22 protein-coding genes and 2 pseudogenes are annotated in these 19,349 nt (G+C 50.0%); 22 read left to right on the top strand and 2 right to left on the bottom strand.

Annotation, left to right across the window (positions count from 1 at the left end; genetic code table 11):
* The first annotated feature begins 147 nt into the window (after nucleotides 1-147).
* The 20 genes and pseudogenes from OCY70_RS19195 to OCY70_RS19105 all read left to right on the top strand — a co-directional run bounded on the left by OCY70_RS19195 (nucleotide 148) and on the right by OCY70_RS19105 (nucleotide 17,353).
* The gene (locus tag OCY70_RS19195; protein ID WP_261945103.1) at nucleotides 148-1,461 is read left to right on the top strand and encodes a S1C family serine protease; all 1,314 of its coding nucleotides are present in this window, start codon (nucleotides 148-150) and stop codon (nucleotides 1,459-1,461) included.
* A 110-nt stretch (nucleotides 1,462-1,571) separates the two neighbouring features.
* Entirely contained in the window at nucleotides 1,572-1,895 is a 324-nt protein-coding gene (locus OCY70_RS19190; protein WP_213428979.1) for a hypothetical protein, read from the top strand.
* 183 nt (nucleotides 1,896-2,078) lie between these two features.
* On the top strand, nucleotides 2,079-2,423 hold the full coding sequence (locus OCY70_RS19185) for a four-helix bundle copper-binding protein (protein ID WP_213428999.1): 345 nt from the start codon (nucleotides 2,079-2,081) through the stop codon (nucleotides 2,421-2,423).
* A gap of 300 nt (nucleotides 2,424-2,723) precedes the next feature.
* Nucleotides 2,724-3,761: a UDP-N-acetylmuramate dehydrogenase gene (locus OCY70_RS19180; RefSeq protein ID WP_213428978.1), complete on the top strand. Its 1,038-nt coding sequence runs from the start codon at nucleotides 2,724-2,726 to the stop codon at nucleotides 3,759-3,761.
* A gap of 75 nt (nucleotides 3,762-3,836) precedes the next feature.
* Complete coding sequence (locus tag OCY70_RS19175) at nucleotides 3,837-5,126, top strand: amidohydrolase (RefSeq protein WP_213428977.1); 1,290 nt, start codon at nucleotides 3,837-3,839, stop codon at nucleotides 5,124-5,126.
* Between the two features lie 137 nt (nucleotides 5,127-5,263).
* Nucleotides 5,264-6,259 (top strand): helix-turn-helix transcriptional regulator, encoded by a 996-nt coding sequence (locus OCY70_RS19170; RefSeq protein ID WP_249725253.1) that lies wholly within the window; start codon nucleotides 5,264-5,266, stop codon nucleotides 6,257-6,259.
* Nucleotides 6,260-6,427: 168 nt separating this feature from the next.
* A pseudogene (locus OCY70_RS35795) lies at nucleotides 6,428-6,736 on the top strand (N-acetylglucosamine-6-phosphate deacetylase); the annotation flags it as partial.
* Nucleotides 6,737-7,025: 289 nt separating this feature from the next.
* Nucleotides 7,026-8,186, top strand: a complete 1,161-nt coding sequence (locus OCY70_RS19160) for a glycosyltransferase family 2 protein (RefSeq protein WP_213428976.1) — start codon at nucleotides 7,026-7,028, stop codon at nucleotides 8,184-8,186.
* A gap of 297 nt (nucleotides 8,187-8,483) precedes the next feature.
* The gene (locus OCY70_RS19155; RefSeq protein ID WP_261945102.1) at nucleotides 8,484-9,401 is read left to right on the top strand and encodes a hypothetical protein; all 918 of its coding nucleotides are present in this window, start codon (nucleotides 8,484-8,486) and stop codon (nucleotides 9,399-9,401) included.
* Nucleotides 9,402-9,637: 236 nt separating this feature from the next.
* Entirely contained in the window at nucleotides 9,638-10,120 is a 483-nt protein-coding gene (locus OCY70_RS19150; RefSeq protein WP_213428974.1) for a hypothetical protein, read from the top strand.
* A 396-nt stretch (nucleotides 10,121-10,516) separates the two neighbouring features.
* On the top strand, nucleotides 10,517-12,091 hold the full coding sequence (locus OCY70_RS19145; protein ID WP_213428997.1) for a catalase: 1,575 nt from the start codon (nucleotides 10,517-10,519) through the stop codon (nucleotides 12,089-12,091).
* A 233-nt stretch (nucleotides 12,092-12,324) separates the two neighbouring features.
* On the top strand, nucleotides 12,325-12,645 hold the full coding sequence (locus OCY70_RS19140; RefSeq protein WP_213428973.1) for a transposase: 321 nt from the start codon (nucleotides 12,325-12,327) through the stop codon (nucleotides 12,643-12,645).
* 11 nt (nucleotides 12,646-12,656) lie between these two features.
* The gene (locus tag OCY70_RS19135; RefSeq protein ID WP_306433949.1) at nucleotides 12,657-13,496 is read left to right on the top strand and encodes a DDE-type integrase/transposase/recombinase; all 840 of its coding nucleotides are present in this window, start codon (nucleotides 12,657-12,659) and stop codon (nucleotides 13,494-13,496) included.
* On the top strand, nucleotides 13,441-13,578 hold the full coding sequence (locus tag OCY70_RS36230) for an IS3 family transposase (protein WP_373871474.1): 138 nt from the start codon (nucleotides 13,441-13,443) through the stop codon (nucleotides 13,576-13,578). The genes OCY70_RS19135 and OCY70_RS36230 overlap by 56 nt, the downstream gene beginning before the upstream one ends.
* 80 nt (nucleotides 13,579-13,658) lie before the next feature.
* Complete coding sequence (locus tag OCY70_RS19130; protein ID WP_249725251.1) at nucleotides 13,659-14,108, top strand: ABC transporter substrate-binding protein; 450 nt, start codon at nucleotides 13,659-13,661, stop codon at nucleotides 14,106-14,108.
* Nucleotides 14,109-14,244: 136 nt separating this feature from the next.
* Nucleotides 14,245-14,808 carry an NUDIX hydrolase gene (locus OCY70_RS19125; RefSeq protein WP_213428971.1) on the top strand — a complete coding sequence of 188 codons (564 nt, stop codon included), beginning with the start codon at nucleotides 14,245-14,247 and terminating at the stop codon, nucleotides 14,806-14,808.
* Nucleotides 14,809-15,040: 232 nt separating this feature from the next.
* A complete protein-coding gene (locus OCY70_RS19120) occupies nucleotides 15,041-15,544 on the top strand; it encodes a MarR family transcriptional regulator (protein ID WP_213428970.1) in 504 nt (167 codons plus the stop codon).
* 479 nt (nucleotides 15,545-16,023) lie between these two features.
* Entirely contained in the window at nucleotides 16,024-16,683 is a 660-nt protein-coding gene (locus OCY70_RS19115) for a VOC family protein (RefSeq protein ID WP_213428969.1), read from the top strand.
* Nucleotides 16,684-16,828: 145 nt separating this feature from the next.
* On the top strand, nucleotides 16,829-17,014 hold the full coding sequence (locus OCY70_RS19110; RefSeq protein ID WP_261945101.1) for a hypothetical protein: 186 nt from the start codon (nucleotides 16,829-16,831) through the stop codon (nucleotides 17,012-17,014).
* A 99-nt stretch (nucleotides 17,015-17,113) separates the two neighbouring features.
* Nucleotides 17,114-17,353: a hypothetical protein gene (locus OCY70_RS19105; protein ID WP_213428967.1), complete on the top strand. Its 240-nt coding sequence runs from the start codon at nucleotides 17,114-17,116 to the stop codon at nucleotides 17,351-17,353.
* 41 nt (nucleotides 17,354-17,394) lie between these two features.
* Here OCY70_RS19105 and OCY70_RS19100 read toward each other — a convergent pair whose 3' ends face one another.
* A complete protein-coding gene (locus tag OCY70_RS19100) occupies nucleotides 17,395-17,535 on the bottom strand; it encodes a hypothetical protein (RefSeq protein ID WP_213429003.1) in 141 nt (46 codons plus the stop codon).
* Here OCY70_RS19100 and OCY70_RS36225 point away from each other — a divergent pair.
* Both OCY70_RS36225 and OCY70_RS19095 read left to right on the top strand, forming a co-directional pair.
* Nucleotides 17,491-17,694, top strand: coding sequence for a CPBP family glutamic-type intramembrane protease (locus OCY70_RS36225; protein ID WP_213428966.1), 204 nt, complete (start codon nucleotides 17,491-17,493; stop codon nucleotides 17,692-17,694). The genes OCY70_RS19100 and OCY70_RS36225 overlap by 45 nt on opposite strands.
* A 131-nt stretch (nucleotides 17,695-17,825) precedes the next feature.
* Nucleotides 17,826-17,978: a hypothetical protein gene (locus OCY70_RS19095; protein ID WP_213428965.1), complete on the top strand. Its 153-nt coding sequence runs from the start codon at nucleotides 17,826-17,828 to the stop codon at nucleotides 17,976-17,978.
* A gap of 288 nt (nucleotides 17,979-18,266) precedes the next feature.
* Here the strand turns inward: OCY70_RS19095 and OCY70_RS19090 are convergent.
* Nucleotides 18,267-19,267: pseudogene (locus OCY70_RS19090) on the bottom strand (IS110 family transposase); the annotation flags it as partial.
* Nucleotides 19,268-19,349: the final 82 nt, after the last annotated feature.

Here is a 19,349-nt window from a genome sequence, read left to right as displayed (position 1 = left end):
TTAAAAAAATCTGAAAACAAGCTGAGAAACAGGGAAACACAGCGATCCAAATTAAGGATTAAGCGGATGCTCAGCGGACGGACAAGCTTCCTTCAGACATGGCCGGCATAATAAACCCATGCTTCAGGCAGAAAGGCGGTATATAAGATGAAGGAAGAAATCAGAGAGACGCGCAAGGTCATCATGCCGTTGGAGATTGCTGCGGGGAGCCGGCAAGAGGCCACGCAGCGAAGCGCAGGCTTATGGCGGCCGATCTTTGCGGCTTTTATGGCCGGATCGTTGGCTATCGGGGGGCTCCTGTTCGCGGCCGGCCGGATGGATCTATTCGGCGTGAACAAGCCGCTTGCCTACGGGGTGTCTGCCGAGGCTCCAACCGGCACCGGGATTCAAACCGCTTCGTGGAACGGATCGGAGGCCGGCAGCCTCTCCAGCATCATAAGTCAAGCCAGTCCGGCGGCCGTCAAAATCGAAACGAAAACGAAAATAAGCTCGAACCGCAACAACTCGCTGTCCGGCAATCCGTTCTCCAGGGAGCGGCTTGACAATGGCGGCAGCAGAGGCGCTTCGGGTCAGGGGGACGATAGCGGCGCTTTGCAGCCTAGCGGCACAGGCTCCGGCTTTTTGTTTGAATCGGAAGGATATATTTTGACGAACGAGCATGTTATCGACGGAGCGGATGAGATCGATGTCTATGTTCAGGGCTACCATGAGCCGTTCAAGGCGAAGCTGCTGGGCAGCAGCTATGATCTGGATTTGGCCGTTATCAAGATAGAGGGGGATAAGCCGTTTCCCGCGCTGGCTCTCGGGAATTCGGATGCAAGCCATGTCGGCGATACGGTCGTGGCGATCGGCAATCCATACGAGTTGGATTCCACGGTGACCGCCGGCGTGCTCAGCGCCAAGGAGCGGCCCATCCAGATCGATGAGGAGCAAGGGACGAGGTATTATAAGCATTTGCTGCAAACCGATACCGCGATTAATCCGGGCAACTCCGGCGGACCTTTGCTTAATGTGAACGGAGAAGTCATCGGCATCAATACGGCCGTCAATGCGGATGCGCAGGGAGTCGGCTTTGCCATTCCTTCCAGCACGGTAACCTCGGTGCTGGACCGTTTGAAAAATAACGAAGCGATTCCGAAGGAGGCTTCGCCTTACATTGGCGTCAGCGCGCTCAATATTACCGACGATATGCTCGCGGACTTGAAGCTGAGCAGCGCGAACGGAGTGCTCGTGACGGACGTGCAGCAGCAATCGCCCGCCTCTGCAGCCGGCATCCGCCCTTACGATGTCATCACGGCCGTCGATGGCTCGGATGTCTCCAGTCTGCAGGAGCTGACCGAGAAAATCGAGGCTGCCCAGACCGGGGCAGAGGTGACGATAACGATTTCGCGCAATGGCCAACAACAGGCGGCACGCGTGAAGATAGGGGACAAGAACGACTCGGCCGCAGCGCAGAAATGAGAAGTGACTTTATATTTTCAGGCAGTGTAAAGTCGGCATTCAGGGTGAGTTCAGGTGAACGGTATACACTCATTCTTGCAAGACAAAAAACCATTTTGGAGGGAAATTGAATGAAAAAAATGAACAGATCGCTTGCAGTCACCGCCTTTGGAGCTATTCTTGCCGTCAGTGCAATGGGGTCCGCCTTTGCAGCGGAAGCCGATACAACCTTAACGCAAGGAGCAACCGCAAAGCCATTCGCGCTGCATAAAGATCGCGGAATCAATCTGGAACAGCTCGCAGCCGAGAAAGGAATCACCGTGGATGAGCTGAAGGCGCAAATGGAACAGGAGCGCGAAGCGAAGCTGGAGCAATTGGCCGCGGAAAAAGGCATCACGGTGGACGAGCTGAAAGCTCAAATGGAGAAAACCGACGTCGTAAGCGGAATCAAATAATTTTAAATCCAGCGAAGAACGGTCTGTTTTGTGCAGGCCGTTCTTTTTTTGTTCCGTTTCAATAGGGGCGATCACTTAGCCCTTTACCTAGTATGGGGACAAATGCCCAGGGCATAGAAATAGGATAACTGTATATTTTTATCCAAATTGACTTTTAGGAGGTTGTGAGGTCAAGTGCAACCAATGATGGCTCATCCGATGATGTTTCCGCCGTTGTTAAAAACGGTGCAGGACTGCTTGAATATGTGCGAGCATATGGTGACCGCTATGCTCGGCACACCCGATATCCATGCCAGAAGAAGGCAGATTCAACTGCTGCGGGATTGCGTGACGATATGTGCGACGATGGCATGTTATTTGGCGAGCGGCAGCATGTTCTCCAAGGCGACGGCGGGACTGTGCGCCCAGATTTGTGAAATGTGCGGGAATGAGTGCGCCCGATTCCCGGATCAAATGTCGCAAATGTGCAGCAGGATCTGTCTGAATTGCGCCCAGGAGTGCAGGGCATTTGCCATGATGCAAGGGTAAGTTCAGGAAAAACAAATTGAATAAATTACAGTCTCCTCAAGAATGCGACTTCAGCCGGCTGGCGGTTGAAGCCGCATTTTTTATTTGGTCCTCTGCAGCCTGCTCTTCACATGAGTAAACCAATACATGTATCGTCAAGCATGTTGATTGTCGGGGAGACAAAAAGGGCATCCCCCCATCAGATCCGCTGGTGTAACAAAACAGGATGACATAGTAAACATAAATGTTTGTAATGTATAATGAAAAGACCTGCATTGGTGAATCTTACGCGTCTCATTCGAAAGGGGTTTTTTCACAGCGATGAATGATCGCCATCAGCTTTTTCATACCTTGTGCAAACGTCAAGTGCGGTTAGCGGAGCATTCTTCTTATGGAATCGGAGGAGAGGCGGATTATTTTGCGATGCCAGAAACGGCGGAGCAGCTTATGACTATCTTGGATGGATGTAAATCGTACGGGATGGAATATTTCGTGTTTGGCATGGGGACGAACATTCTGTTTCCGGAGCGCCCGCGGCGGGGAACCGTCTTTATCTCCTTGAAAAACTTTGCCGAGATCAGACAGGTTGGCGGCTCCACTTGGTTTATCTCTTCCGGTTTGCCGCTGTCGATGCTGTCCGTCGCAGGCTTGATCTGGGGAACATCCGGGTTTCATTTTACCTATTTGCTTCCGGGCTGCGTGGGCGCCGGTATTTACATGAATGCGAAGTATCACGATGATCAGATGGGCGATAAAGTAGAGAAGGTTTTTTATGTGGATATAGCCGACCCGGCGCTGTCTCTGCAAGTCCTCCGTGCCGAAGATTGCCAGTTCTCCTATAAACAATCGATTTTTCAGCAGAAACCATGGATCATAGTCGGTGCGGAGATCCGGGTTCCCGAGCCGGAAGAACCGGTACAGAGCGGACTCGGCGGCATCCTGGAGAGATATAAGGAACGGAGCGGCAAGCTGTCATCGCTGTCGCAGTTTTATGCTTTCTTTTCCAATGAAGTGAAGGGGCTTCAGCATAGAACTCACGCCATACCTGGGCAATTGTCGGATATTGACCGGTACCGGACGGGGAACCGGCATTTTACGTCCCGATCTTGCGGATCTTTCTTTAAAAATAACTATGCGGCAGGCGCCTCGATCGGCGCACTCGTCGATAGGCTGAATTTAAAAGGACTCGCTCATGGCGGGGCGATGATTTCGCCGTATCATGGCAATATGATTTTGAACCATCATGATGCGACGGCGTCGGATATCCTTTATTTGAAGGATCTCATCTCTGAGGGGATTTACCGGCATTTCGGTTTTATTCCCGAACCCGAAGTGGTGATCGTTCCGGAAGATAAATAATACGACCGGATTGACCTTTACGTTACGTCATAGTCTATCCTTGAGTTATCTTGCATGTGGAGGAGGACTGTGCCGATGAATACGCTAATCAAAAATGTGATCATTGTGACGATGAAAGAGGGGGATGTTCCGTTCCATGGCGATATTCTTATCGCAGGGGATACGATTCAACAAATCGGGCCTGCCCTGGACGTGGAGGCCGACGAAGTGATCGAAGGGGAAGACATGGTTGCCATGCCCGGCCTGATCAATGCGCATCAGCATACCCCGATGAGCTTGCTGCGGGGGTTCTCGGATGATCTGAAGCTCATGGATTGGCTTGAGCGGAAAATGCTGCCCGCCGAAGCGAATATGACGCCCGAAGATATTTATTGGGGCGCCAAGCTGTCGATGGCGGAAATGATCAAATCGGGCACGACCGCCTTTGCGGATATGTACATTCATATGGATGAAGTCGCCGCCGCGGTGGACGAAGTGGGCATGCGCGCCTCTTTGTCCCGGGGAATGGTATTCCTGCAGGACGACGGGGGCCAGCGATTGACGGAAGCGCTTGGACTCATCGAGCGATGGAACGGGAAGGCGGGAGGCAGAATTACGACGATGCTCGCTCCCCACGCGCCGTATACCTGTCCGCCCGAGCCTCTGAAGCACATTGTCAGGCTTGCCGAGTCGATGCGCCTTCCGATCCATATCCACCTGGCCGAGACGCCCGAAGAAGTGATGTCCATCCGCGAAAAATATAACGAGACGCCTGCCCAATATTTGTACAATATCGGCCTGTTCGAGAAGGCGCATGTGCTGTTGGCGCATGGCGTGCATATGACGCGGGGAGACATCGGGCTGTTGAGAGGCATGCGCGGCGGCGTGGCGCATAATCCGGTCAGCAATTTGAAGCTGGGCTGCGGGATTGCGCCGGTCGCGGACATGATGAACCAGGGTATTGTGGTTGGCTTGGGAACCGACGGCGCCGGGAGTGCCGCCACGGTCGACATGTTCGAGGAGATCAAAGCGGCCGCTTGGCTGCAAAAGCTCGATTACGGCGATCCGACCGTGCTGCCTGCCGGCCAGGCGCTGCGCATGGCTACCCGCGAGAGCGCCAAGCTCTTGAATATCGATCGCGAAGCAGGGACGCTCGAAGCCGGCAAGCTCGCCGACCTGATCCTCGTGGATATGAACAAGCCGCATTTGCAGCCCATCCATCAGATCGAATCGCTGCTGGCCTACAGCGCCAACGGAGCGGATGTCGACACGACGATCGTGAATGGGAAGGTGCTGATGAGGCATCGGCAATTGGTAACGATCGACGAAGATGAGGTGCTGCGGCAGGCTTCCATCCGGGCCAAACGCATCGTAGCGGGAATATGAGTAATGAAGGATCGCCTTCTGTTCAGCATTGGCGGCTGGACAGTGGGCGATTTTGTGTTCGGAGAGGCATGAATAGATTTGACATTGAGAATCATTATCAAATAAACTGGAGGATAAGGAGTGAAGAGAGGGGAACGATGTTGAAGCTGCAAATGAATACGCGAAATTTAGACTGTGTCTTCCAGCAGTTAAGCGATATATCCCGGTCGACGGATGCGCAGGAACCGTATCAATATACCGTACCGATTCTGGGCGGCGCGGGCCATGTTCAGCGGGTTGTGCTGCGGCCCGGAATGGAGATCAATTGGTTCGAAGCGAATCTGCCCGAACCGGTGACGATGGATGTCGGGATCCATTATCCTCATTTGGAGATTACATATACATTGTCAGGCCAAGGCTGCTGGGATACCGGGGGCCGGGCTTCAAGCTACGGCTTGGCGCCCGGCGTGTCCAATTTTATCTTCATCCGGGATTCGAAGGTGCATGCGGAGCTGTATCCCCAGGAACGGTTATGGCATATGGAGCTTCGTCTGGATATCCGCCAGTTCCGAGAGCTGCATCCCGATCTGGCCCGGTTGACCGATGAATCCGCTTATTGCAGACAGACGGCCGGGTCTCCCCACATTGCTCATATCGTGGAACAAATGAAGCAATGCCCCTATAGCGGAAGCCTCCGGAAGCTGTATCTGGAAGGGAAAGCGAATGAACTGCTGGTCCATCACCTGGACGGGGCGCAAAAGGAAGAACGGGTCCGGACGACGCTATCCAAGCTGAATGCCGAGGATATCCGGTGTCTTCACGAAGCGCGGGAAATATTGAACCGCCGCTGGAGGAAGCCTCCCAGCTTGCTGGAGCTTGCCAGATTGGCGGGCTTGAATGATTACAAGCTCAAGCTCGGCTTCAAGGAATTGTTCGGCACGACCGTATTCGGTTATGTGCGTGCGCTGCGGATGAATGAAGCGCGAAAAATTTTGGAGCAAGGGAAAGGCAATGTGAGCGAAGCGGCGCTCATGGTCGGCTACCATAATATAAGCCATTTCGCCGCTCTGTTCCGCAAAACCTATGGGTATAACCCGAGCGAGCACGGGAAGGAGAGCGTGGCCGCGCAAGCCCGTCAACTCCCAAAATCCTAGCGGGATTCCTTGAAGGACAATGAACGAGTCGCGGATTGGGTTAAGTAACGAAAAGGTCGACAGGATTTTCAACCATTCCGGATGAGTTCCATGAAGTGTTCGATCGGCACGAGATTGCCGATATCCAAGCCAATGAAGCCGAAGGGGGAATTTCCGATGAGTCGCTAGATCATCTATAATGTCCGTGCCGTGCGCCTAGACAAGGTGGTTAGCCCGGCAGCCGTCTGGATTCGTGACGGTTATATTGAAAAGATAGAAGCCGACTCCGTGCCCCCGGGGGAAGTGCCGGATGGCGAGTTGGTCGACGGCCATGGCATGCTCCTTATTCCCGGAATGATCGATGTTCATATTCACGGCGCCAACGGTTACGATATGATGGACGGCACGGAAGAGAGCATTCAGCAGGTATCGCGGGCATGCGCGGGTAGCGGATGCACCTCGTTTTTGGCGACGTCGGTAAGCTCGACGATAATGGACGATGATCAAGGGGAGAAGGATAGTTTTGATTTGGACACCTGAAAAGCAGACTCCCTTCTCTTTGGACAAACTCCTGCTTATTGCTACAGTCGAGACTATTCAACGAAATTAAACAAACGCAGGGATAACCCACTCGATGGTTGGCGCCACGGGCGGGTTTTTATGATATGGATAATAATTATTTGCTGTCAACGGGTGTTTGTCTACGCTTGGCATCTGAGCAATGAATACAATAACACAGGCCTTACAGGCCCATCCCTACTCAGCGGCAGAAAGGGGCAGTTAATTCATGGCTATTCGATACAGCGTCATTATCCCGACTTTCAATCGAGCCGAACAGTTGCTGCTTACACTTGTTGCATTAGATAGAGTAACGTATCCGAAGGAGCAATACGAAATCATTGTCGTGGATGACGGTTCTACCGATGGAACCCGAAAACTTGTCGAAGGCTTCCATACAGCAAGCCCGCTTACCTATTTATCGAATGAGGTGCAAAGAGGAAGGGCTGTCACCAGAAATTTGGGGCTGCGGCATGCAAGAGGGTTATATGTGGTCTTTTGTGATGCTGATTTTGTTGTTGTCCCTGAATTTTTGCGAATCCTGGATGATGGCCATCGCAAGTTTCCAAGGAGCGTGTTATCTGGAATTCCTTATTCCTGGGACGACGTCTATACCCATGTTCACCCGGATTTCTCCCCTGAGGAAAAGCAGATGTGCCGGGAAATACTCACGCAAGCCGGCTTATGGAAGGATGAATACGAAACGATCGATCACATCGTTCCGCTCTTTACTCCGGATGATCTGGTCAATCAGAGGGATCGGCTGTCGCAGCTTATCCTTCCCGATAAAAAAGCTCCCGGTGTTAAGGAGCAATTCGCCAGGACGGATGTGGCGCCTTGGCTTCAGTTGATTACTCGTTGTGTTTCCATTAAGCGAAGTTATGTGACCCGGATTGGTGGCTTCAACGAACGATTTTTCAAATATGGGCTGGAAGACTGGGAGCTTGGATATAGACTGCATCGAAAGAAAATTCGTTTCCGCAGCATCAAGCAGGTTCTTGGGTATCATCAGAAGCATCCGGATCTTTATCGAGGAGAAGTCGGAAATAGCGATAACTTGAGAATCATGTTTCGAGCAAATGGATTCAGGGATCCCGAATTGAACTTATTCGCTCTTATGCCGGCATGGGAGGATGTGGTAACATATAAACATGCGCTGCGTGTATTACGCCGGGGAATGAAGTTAAAGGCCGAACGCCACACTGCTCTATTGATGAAACGTACGCTTCGAATTGCAGCCATACAAATGGTACAAAGAAAAGGGCCGGAAGCGTTCAGAAGGTCGCTTAGAACGATTCAAAATAAATTAAGAGCATCGAAGAAAAAAGGACAGACAGCTCAATTGTTGAGGACCCTTGTAGATAAGTGCGACAGTTTAGCTAATGGATAGCCGAAGGCTACGAAGGCGCAGATTCAGGCGATGCCCGTTCGCAGTAATCTTCTATTCGAGGTGAATCATTTGGATAAGATGTTGATAACACAGCACCAGCTATTGGATGACTATACAATTCGACGGGCAGAGCTGAATCATTATGATGTACTACTTAACCTGTTTCTTGAGGCCGCGACTTGGCTCCGCAGCAATGGCATCCGGCAATGGGGACATTTTCTGGATGGATATGGGCGGGATGATGTGATGGACAGCATTGAAGGCGGAACGGCGTTCGTCGTCGAAAAGGATGACATTGTGATCGGAACCGTAACCGTTTTATTGGAGCCGGAAGACTGGGATCGCCGTATTTGGCAGGACGAGCGTCTGGATGATTCTATTTTTATTCATCGATTGGCGGTGACGCTTCGTAAATGGAGGATGAACATGGCAAACCATATGACATCAATCGGATTTCCTGTGCACTCGCGTGAAGATTTTGAGCAGATAGCTGACGTTGCAATAGAGAAGGGAACGCTGCTGGAGGCACAGCAAGGGCAATATATATATTTTGATGCAGGCAACGGGATCGAACTGTGGCTGCAGGTTAACCAAGAAAATGAGATTATCGGATTGAATCCGCACTTCGCAGGTAACTCAAGGGTGGAGATCGGGCTCACGGCACTAATTGTTCGAGAGACGGATTCTGTGCTGGACGGCGCATGTCATGCCTGGATGGAGCCAGACGAATCTCTCGAATCCGGCTGCTGCCCCCTTGTGTTCGACATGCCGAACCTTGGACTTTTCGGCGAGGTCGCCGTACCGCAACGAATAAACATCCAGTTGACTGCTTTTTCCCATGAGGTCAGCGTATATGATAGTGAAGAGGAATATATGGAGTCCCAAGAAGGGGAGGTCAAATTCGCCGCTGAATCGTTCATCCCTTCCGGCTTGTTCGGGAATTCCGGTGAACCTGCCTCAACCGCTATGTTTACGGGAAGAGTCGTGGAGGCGTCGCTGATTCAAAATGAATATACCGGCGGCTCTTTTTCCTGGTGCAAAGTAAAAACGCTCGGCGGGGAAATCGATGTCGTTACCGATCTGGAACTGCTTGACAAGGATATTGCCGCTGGAAGTATCATATCCGGCTCGTTCTGGCTTAGCGCAAAGTTTGTGGACGAGCCAAAAGAGCGGTTAGCCGATGAAAGCAGGAGTTCTGCTATATCCATTATTTAGTGCATACGAAATTTCGGCCGCGTTATCTATATGAAAGCAAGGCAATCATCGGATTATTACAATCGGAATGGCGAGCGAAGCTATTGTAGGAGAATCGGATTTATGTGTCTGGAGGATACAACGATAGCAGAAGCAGACATCTCGACGATAAAATTCGATAGACATTAAGAATTCAAAAATGTATAATACATTTTATAAATGCTAAAAAATTCGTTCGTGAAAGGAGATGCTCACATTTGGAGGAGATCAAACCAATACTAGTTGCCATTCTGGATCGGCTGGAAACGGAATCCGCGAGAAACGATGCCTTCCGAATAGAAATGAATAAGTTTCAAGGCGAGATGAGGCAATTTAAAGGCGAAGTGTTGGACTTCAAGGATGAGATAAGGCAATTTAAAGGCGAAGTGTTGGACTTCAAGGATGAGATGAGGCAATTTAAAGGCGAAATGTTGGACTTCAAGGATGAGATGAGGCAATTTAAAGGCGAAATGTTGGACTTCAAGGATGAGATGAGGCAATTTAAAGGCGAAATGTTGGACTTCAAGGTTGAGATGACGCAGTTCCAAGGCGAAATGTTGGATTTCAAGGTTGAGATGACGCAGTTCCAAGGCGAGGTTCGCGACAATTTCCAAGACTTGCAGCAGCAACTCGATTACATCGCGGGAAAGCTGGGCGAGCATGATCGGGACTTGCACGTTCTTAATAGACAACTGGTTTGAGGGGGGGCGCGAGCCCTTTTTTTCATGGAAATTCCCCCCCGTTTGGCTCATCGCGATGATATCTTTCTTCGCTTGGGGAGTCGGTATTTTCAACTTGTGGGACAGGCAGACTAAGAAGCACCGCCAGGAGCAAGAAGTTATCTTGTTTCTCCCGCAGGAGCGGAACCGGAAGCAACGGTGAAGTCTGTTCAGGAGCATCCGGTTTTCACTACTGAACTTCCCCGTTCCCTGACTGAATAATTCATTGCGTAAATTCATAATAATAGAAAACAAACCTGGAATTACTATGCGCAATAAAGGAGAGCGAAGATGGATAATAACAACATGAACATCAGTGGGAAAAAAGACGCGAAGGAGCACGGCATTTCCGTGACGGGCTCCGGGGATGCGCTCGATATGCGTATGGCGGATGGAGAAGACGCTTCCACGTTGACGACCCGCCAGGGGCACCCTGTCCGCAATAACCAGAATATCCGGACGGTAGGGAACCGGGGACCGGCAACGCTGGAAAATTACCAATTCATCGAAAAAATCACGCACTTTGATCGCGAGCGCGTACCGGAGCGGGTGGTGCATGCACGCGGAGCGGGAGCGCATGGATATTTCGAAGCGTACGGGAAAGTCGGAGACGAGCCTGCTTCCAAATATACTCGCGCGAAATTGTTTCAAGAGGCGGGCAAGAAAACGCCTGTGTTTGTGCGCTTCTCTACGGTAATTCATGGCGGGCATTCCCCGGAGACGCTGCGCGATCCGCGAGGCTTCGCCGTCAAATTTTATACGGAGGACGGAAACTGGGATCTCGTCGGCAACAATCTGAAAATCTTTTTTATTCGCGATGCGATCAAATTCCCGGACATGATACATGCCTTCAAGCCGGATCCAGTGACAAACATCCAAGACGGCGAACGCTTCTTTGATTTCTGCTGCAATTCGCCGGAGACGATCCACATGGTCACGTTCGTATATTCCCCTTGGGGAATCCCGGCCAACTACCGTCAAATGCAGGGGTCCGGCGTCAATACATACAAGTGGGTCAACAAAGAAGGAGCAGCGGTTCTCGTCAAATATCATTGGGAACCGAAGCAGGGAATCAAAAACTTGACACAGGCGGAAGCCGAGGCGATCCAGGCCAAAAATTTCAACCATGCCACGCAGGATCTGTATGAGGCGATTGAACGCGGAGATTATCCGGAGTGGGAGCTGTTCGTGCAAATATTGAGCGACGATGAGCACCCCGAGCTGGACTTCGATCCGTTGGATGACACCAAAATATGGCCGCAGGATCAAATTCCGTGGCTTCCGGTCGGGCGGATGGTGTTGAATAAAAACCCGGAGAACTATTTTGCCGAGGTGGAGCAAGCCGCCTTCGGAACCGGAGTGCTCGTCGACGGGATGGATTTCTCGGATGACAAAATGCTGCAGGGACGGACCCTTTCTTATTCCGACACCCAGCGATACCGCATTGGCGCGAACTACTTGCAGCTTCCCATCAATGCGCCGAAAAAGCGGGTAGCCACCAATCAGCGCGATGGCCAAATGGCCTATTATGTGGATCTCGCTCCCGGCCAAAATCCGCATATCAACTATGAACCGTCCTCGTTGAACGGCCTGAAGGAAGCGCCCCGAACGAATAAGGAGCACACGCCTCATGTCGAAGGGAAGCTAATGCGGGCCAGCATCGACCGTACGAATGATTTCAAGCAAGCAGGCGAGACGTATCGGGCATTTGATGATTTCGAACGCGATGATCTCATCTTGAATCTGGTCAATACGTTGAAGACCTGCAATACTCATATTCAGGAGCGAATGATCGAGCTTTTCACGAAATGTGATGAGGAATACGGGCGACGCGTCGCGGAAGGATTGCGGAACAGCGCGAATTCATCCGATCATGGTCCGATCGGCACCACGCACACGGGTGAAGCGGTGAAGGAAGCCGAACGCAAAGGACATGAGACGGATTCGTATTAAAAGAACAGGAGAAGCCAGAGGGGCTGTCCCATAAAAAGAGGTTTTAGCTGCAGCGAGATAGCCCCGCCTCTGCTTCTCCCAGCCCAGCTTGTTGAAAAAAACTGTGAAAATGCAGTTTTCCTTAATGACGTTTACGCCGTTGGAGGAGTTCCTGCAAAACCTCCTAGGTCCCCTAATTAAACTGGAGTTTTTGGCCCCAATATTATAAGCTGTTATCAGAGGGGGCAATAAGTATGGGAAAGCACTTTAGCAAAGAAATACGCTTGCAAATCGTAAAGGAAGCACTGGCCGGCATTAAGGTGGGAACACTCGCCCGGATGTACGGTGTACATCCTGAAACTGTACGTGTTTGGGTTAGAGATCACCGTGACGAAATTAGTCAAGAGGAGATACCCGCAGCAGATGAGCATCTGCAAGAACTCCGTCGACTTCAAGAGGTGGAGGCCAAGTTCGAACAGGCAAAAAAGCTCCTGGGTGAAAAAGAACTTGAGATCGAGATCCTGCGAGAACTCGAAAAAAAGAAGAACCCCGCTTATCTGAAAGACTTGAAGTAGCAGAACGGTTTATTAAGCGGGGGCATACAACAGCTAAAGTTCTGCGCATCCTGAAAGTCCACGAATCGACGTACTATGACCGGAAGAAACGAGAGGCATCCAACACCGAAGAACGTGCTTCATGCGGCCTAAAAGGGCGTCCTGTACCTGGATTTTCCTCTACGAATACAGGCCGGAAAGTTGCAGATGAACAGATTAAAGAATGGATGCTCGAACTCTTGGAAGGAGAAGAGCACGTTTATGGGTACAAGAATTTGGCGCTGTGCCTCCGCAGACAACATGGATTGATTCTAAACAAGAAAAAGGCGTACCGCATTTGCAAGGAGTTAGGAATTCTTCAGAAACAACGGAAGAAAACAAGCAAACATCCTCGCAGAGTACCGAGAAACCGAACGGTAACCGGGGTGAACCAGCTGTGGCAAATTGACATTAAATATGGGTACGTGATTGGGCGTCGGCGATTCTTTTTCGTGCTCAGTATCATTGACGTATTTGACCGCGTTGTGGTCGGACAATATCGGGGTCCCGTGTGTGAGGCCAAGCACGTCGTGCAGACACTATGCCGGGCGTTGCAAGAACGTCTGAATCCCGGCGATGACTTACCTACCGTTCGCACCGACAACGGGCCTCAGTTTGTCAGCAAGCTGTTTGGTGATACGTGCGAGAGCTTGGAGATCGTCCATGAACGGATTCCGCCGCGTAGCCCGAATATGAACGCGTACATTGAGTCATTTCATAGCTTACTCGAACGTGATCTGTTCAGCCTGACGGAATTTATGACATTTGAAGAGGCTTATGAAGCACTTGATCGGTTATATGGATTTCTACAACAACCGCAGAATGCATGGTAGCCTAAAGAGCATGTCACCATCGGAATTCTCAAAGTGGGTCATGACGCTGGAAGACAGATCAAAATATCATCGGGCCATGTAATCACGCGAAATAGGAAGCAATTCTAAGAACGCATATTTTTTGGTGGGCATGACTCCAGATATAGGGGGCCTAGCCGCGATGTGGGAGAACCTCTATTCCACGGTGTTGAAGCCAGGCGAGACTGCTTCGGTCTACACGTTTATCCCGGCGATCGTCTGTTCGTGATGGCTCGGGCCGGCCTTCCGCAGTTATTGTATGGTCCGGGAGGGCTGAAGCCGACAGCTCCGATTCAGGAGATTCTGGAAGCGAATGAGGGGTTCAGGCTCATTTCCCCCGAATCGCTTGGCGACTTCGCGGGCGAGCGCATCTTTATCCTCGATCCGGTTGACGAGGAAGCCAAGCGTTCGACGGATGTGCTTCTAGAGAGTCCGATCTGGAAAGGCCTGTCTGCGGTGAAAAACGGACATGTGTACCGGCTGTACATCCAAGAGTCGGACTCTGATGCCTACACTCGTTCATGGCTGCTGGACAAGCTGCCGGAAATGCTGGAACATAACTGGATATTAAAAGATGCATGCATCCTTTGCTGAGGGCAAGCTTTCGATCTTCGGATTGATGGCTTGCTTTTGTTTCCTTTCTATGGACCATTTCTATTGAGTACTGGGTGGCAGTGGAGGATAATAGAATCATAGGCTGAGCCAAGTCATGAAATAGTGAGGAGAAAGTATGCTGAAATATACCTTATGCTTCATCAAGCAAGGAAGCAAAATATTGCTGTTGAATCGGGAAAATCCGGCATGGATGGGCTGTTGGAATGGAGTTGGCGGCAAGATTGAGAAGAATGAACAACCAAGGTCTTCCATGCTGCGGGAAATTAGGGAAGAAACAGGACTTGAAGATGTGGACATTGCTTTTAAGGGTTTAATAACATGGACGACCGGGGAGAAAAGAGATTTTGGCGGGCTTTATTTGTACTTGGCCGATATTCCGCAAGAGCATCCGTACCCGACACCCGTAAAAACAGCGGAAGGAATACTGGATTGGAAAGAGATCCGATGGATTATGCATCCCGCCAACGCCGGGGTGGCCTCAAACATTCGGAGTTGTCTTGAACAGGTGCTGCATGATGAGCAATGCTATAATCACCATTGCATTTTTGTGGGGGATTCGTTGCGCGAGCAAATAACGACCCCGATCGATCCGAAGATCGAATACGATGACGCGGCAAGGATAGAGTACATCATGAAGTATATAAGCAGTATCCAGGAAGCTGCGGCAACGACAATGTAAGAGGCGATCTATCCGCGTCGTCTATAAATCACAGGGCCCTCTGTTTTCTTTAGGAAAGCAAAGGGCCTTTTTCATCATATGATATTGATAATCATTATCAAGTGGGTTATAATAATTTCGTTTGCGGCATCGTCCAAATTTTTTCACTACAATCCCAGATTGTTACCTGAGTAAATAAAATTACTTCGACATGGATAAAGCGGGATATATATAGAAAAGGGGAACTGCAGAAATGGATCATTCCGATCAAGTAAAAAAGCAAATTTATGATTTTCGCTGGAAAATGGCGCATTTGATTGAGCAAGAAGAGAGCTGGGAAATCGCAACTTTTCGCAGGAAAGCAATGGAAGAGGGACTAACTGAAGGATCTTACAACTTCACCATGATTCATGTCATCGACTGCATCGGCCGTTATGAGCCAATCAATACGACTTCAATCGCAGAGAAAATGGAGCTGTCGAAGACAAGCATTACGAAGATGACAGCGAAGCTGTTCGATGAAGGATTCGTCAAGCGCACCCAGCTCAATGACAACAAAAAAGAAGTATATTTTCGCCTGACTCCCAAAGGCCGGCGGCTCTTCGACCTGCACGAGCATCTGCACCAGATGGAGGAGAAGCGCTTTCTCCGGTTTCTTGATGGATATACGCCAGAACAGTTGGATGGCATCAAGCAGTTCTCGCGAGACTTGGTCGAGTATTATGAACAGAAACTGACAGAAGGTGCAGATGGTTAGAAGGGTTTTGCAATAGACGGGTTCAAAAAGCCATCGTGGAAAGAAACGGGATACTGGCGGGGATGATTAGCCGGGGTGACATTATTCGGTATTTGGCATTCTTGATGATGAAAAAGAAAACGAGAAGAATTCACGTTCACGGAAAAGAGTACGTATATGTGTTGCATGAACCTGAATCATCCTGCATGAATCGAACAATTGATCAACTATGGAGTACGCATGGGATGGATGGGCGACACCGCATTGGGTCCATCATGATCTTGATATTATCGCAGAAATAGAATATGACGTGGCTTGGCTCAAGCCTGACGGCAATGCTTGACGGCTCGTGGCATGACGGCGCCCGGTCCGATTTGTAAATTTGGTTCGTGAATAAGATTGTGTTAGAAAAGCGGGGTCTTCATAGTTCGGCAACCCGATTAGACGACAACCCGTTGCGACCGTAAGAACAACTTTTTGGATAGGAGGAGGGAAAGGGAATGATTATGGAGCGCGTCATCCTATTGACGGAGAATCCGTTGGAAACGAAATCGTTCTATCGCGATGTGCTGGAGCTTGAGCTTGTAGAGGAGCGGGACGATTCCTTCACTGTAGAAGCGGGGGCTACCCAGGTAACGTTTCAGACGACAGCGGCATTTGCCCGTCCATTTTATCATTTTGCGATGAACATTCCAGAAAATAAATTCCGCGAAGCCAAAAGCTGGCTTCAAGCCCGAGTGACATTGATCGAAGAGGACGGTGAGGACGAAGTGTTTTTTACCTCCTGGAATGCCCACTCCGTCTATTTTGAAGACCCTTCCGGCAATATCGTCGAACTGATCGCCCGGCATAATTTATCCAATGCCATCTCGCATCCGTTCGGCAGCGGCGATATCTATGGCGTCAGTGAAATCGGTGTTGTGGCCAATGAGGTGATTCCCTTCGTCAGGGCCTTGAATGAAATGGGCCTGCCGAACTGGAGACCGGATAATGAAGGTCTCACTCCGGTTGGAGATGAGCACGGGCTGTTCATTGTCGTCAAGACAGACCGAGTATGGTTTTTCTCGAATCAGAAGCGAGCGCGAAGCTATCCGGTGAAAGTATTGGTAAGGGGGATCGGATGGATAACATTCGCAGATGCTTCGAGTATCAATGGTTAAAAGCGCGTTGAAGCGGAGCCAGAAAGATCATCGACTAGGTTGAATCGGCGTTATTAGGATACGGCATTGTGAACAAGCGCTGCGTTCATAACGAAGGTGCATCAAAACTAGCGGGTCTTTTAAATGAACATAACAGGAGAAAGCGATGGAAGTTCTTATTTTCATATCAGTGTATGGCATGCCGATATTAGGCTTCCTGTTCATCGTATCCTTATTAAGCGCAATAAAAAAGATCGTAAGAAATCAACCGTATTCTACCGAGATGTTTTGGAGCGGCCTGTTGTTTGCGATTATTGCGTGGAGCATTGCAATAGCAGCTTTGGCAGGTTGAATGGCGCCATTTTTCTAAAGATTGAAACTCTTGCAGCATGCAATTTTGGAGGAACCGCAAACATGACAGCCCTTTTTTAGAAATGGATACTTCTATGTCTTGGCAGCGGCTTTTTTCAGTTCAGCATGGGTGCTGGAAGTATATTATCAGAAAACATCCTTGTCCAACCGCGTGGCTATGGCACTTTTTGTCACGTTTATGATAGGCTGTATGGCCCTTTTTATGTGGAGGGCGAAGGGTCCCTCCATCGTTGTTAGACAGCCGAAGCAGGAAGCGCTGCTGTTTCTTGTTTATTTTGCCGTCTGGCTGATCCTCAATGTGGGGCTGATGTCGGTCTAACGGAAGACGCCCTTCTCAGCAATTTGAGAGCCGCTTTTCTGTCAGGGGCTTGCTTCGGAGGAATGATGCTGATTACGACGCCCGGCGGCAAATATTTGCTTGGATTGGAATAAAGTGCAGGTGAACTGACGGCGGGATTGGCTGTCAGTTTTCTTGCCGCTTTCTTGTTTGCCGGCTTTCATGAGGAGTTTTTCTTCCGGGCGATTCTTCAGACCCGAATTTCTCAGGCACTGAACTCGAAAATAAGCGGCTTGATGAATACGACTCTATTATTTTCCATCTACCACCTGCCATTCCGGCTCTTTGACACCGCTTTTTTGTATGTTTCAAATAGAGAATAAGCTCGATCAGAATATCATTTCCAGTAATTAGAGACAGTGGTATATTTATTTTACGCGCTTTATTTTCCAAATGGAAGGGATAAAGGAAATAGGCCTATCTCTTGCGAAGATAACAAGGAGGGAATGCGCTCATGACGACTTTGATCGTGATTATTCTGATCGTTGGACTTGCCGGAATCACAGGAAATCAATACGCTGCATTGCGAAGAATGGAGTCCATACAGCATTCGATAGATGATATGAACCGTAGGCTGGAGGAACTGAATCGAAAAAGGATAGACTAAGTATTGGTCCGACATTCATCCGTGATATGTTAGAGTTAGAATATTACTTACGTGGGATTTCACTGTTGAACGGGAGCATACCGAGACAAATACGGTTATCTGCCGAATCGGCCGAAAAAGTCCAGCGGTATGATGTCAAGTCCCTGATTGATGAGAATTGGAAAATTTCCTTGGCGTGCAGCAGAATCAATCCCAAAAAAGGCATCACCAAACTAGACCCAGTCGAAAATTAAGTAAAACACCATAATTTAACTGGGAATTAGAGAAGAAAATTCATGAGCCAAGGCATTATTGCTCTGTCGGCTTCACCTTCCTTCTGGGCGTATAGAGTTGGTCGTTGCGTAGCAGCACATCGACCAGACGCACAAGTTTTCTTGCCGTTAAGACGAGGGCACGTTTGTGTTGATGCTTAGGGACTTCATTGAATTTCTTCCGGTAATACTCCCGGAATTCGGGGTCGCGGTTTTTTACCGAGTTGGCAGCTTCAACTAGGTAATAGCGAAGGAATCGGTTGCCGGAACGAATGGCTTGGTATCTTCCGCCTCGAAGGATCCGGATTGGTGCTTGCGCCATGTCAGACCCGCATACTTGGCCAAGGCGGCTTGATCCGTGAAGCGGTCGATGTCGCCGATCTCGGCCAGAATGCCTGCGGCAGAGACCCGATCAATGCCCGGAATGGAACGGAGGCACTGGCTGCTGGAAATGCCGTCTAAAATGCGCTCAATCGCCTTGTCGAGCTCTTTAAGCTGACGCTGGATGCTCCGGATCGACTGAATTGAGGTGCCCAGCACCAAATCAATGGAATCCTCGACAACCTTCGACAGACGGTACGAGGCCCGAGCCGCCTTTTGAATACAGCGGGCGACGTGTTCGGGATCGGGGAAACGATTTCTCCCCTTGTCCTTGAGATAGTCAGCCAAATGGGCGACATCCATATTCGCCATCTCATCCAGACTATACTTTTCCGAGAGCATTTCCATGATGGCATGGCCGAACACGGAACTGTCCACCTCCGCGCGAAAAGCATTGCACTTGTAGAACAGATTTTGCAAAAAGTATTGCTTCTCGCGGGTAAGGTTGTGTACGAGATGGAATCGCATGCGAGTGAGCCGCTGCAAGGCGATGTACTGTTCCTGCATCACGATAGTCGTCGTGAGTCTGCCAAAACGCAGGCGGTCTGCAATGATCCAGGCATCGATGCGATCGGTTTTGTCCAGGTCGGCATAAGCGTCTTTGAATTTGTTAATCAGCTTCGGATTAATGGTGAACACCTTGGCATTCAATTGTTGAGCGGTTCATCAGTTGAATGCTACCTATTCCGTACTGCGCCTATTTGTCACATCCGGCAATCCGGCCGAAAAGCTGTACTCG

Origin of the sequence: Paenibacillus melissococcoides (assembly GCA_944800085.1) — a bacterium.
Lineage (GTDB): Bacteria > Bacillota > Bacilli > Paenibacillales > Paenibacillaceae > Paenibacillus_B > Paenibacillus_B melissococcoides.
Note: the sequence above shows the minus strand (reverse complement) of the source record. Positions and strands in the feature narration are given on the sequence as shown.